The sequence below is a fragment of the Ochrobactrum sp. SFR4 genome (assembly GCF_019730395.1).
Lineage (GTDB): Bacteria > Pseudomonadota > Alphaproteobacteria > Rhizobiales > Rhizobiaceae > Pseudochrobactrum.
Map to the genome: position 1 here is coordinate 1 of NZ_JAAPBB010000368.1, position 358 is coordinate 358.

Annotated in this window: 1 protein-coding gene; it reads left to right on the forward strand. The window is 42.7% G+C overall.

Features of this window, described 5'->3' with window-relative positions:
- The coding region (locus tag HBA93_RS19400) for a hypothetical protein (RefSeq protein ID WP_221724383.1) at nt 1–182 on the forward strand (182 nt) is incomplete at its 5' end.
- Between the last annotated feature and the right edge of the window lie 176 nt (nt 183–358).

Consider the following 358-nt stretch of genomic DNA (forward strand, 5'->3'; position numbering starts at 1 on the left):
GGCAGAGGATTGTTGCAGAGGTTATGAACTGGGAGGGGCATCCGCTTGCCCGAAACTGGGTAGCCTATGTGGCACAGGATAATGACAGGGCATGCCGGTTTTTCATACATATTGGCTGGAAATATTGCGGAATTGAGGATGAAATGCACTGTTATCAGCTGGCTATCCCGGTGCGTTCTTAAAACAAACTGATCTGAGAGCGGCCTTCTCCACATTTTTCAGACGTATTTTTATTGTTACAAAAAATTAATACGCCAACCTGACGTTTTTATAGATATTCTAAATACCAACACTATAATAATTCTAAAATAGCGCTCAGCACGATGGTGCGGAGAGCGCTGTTAGAAAACAGGTATTT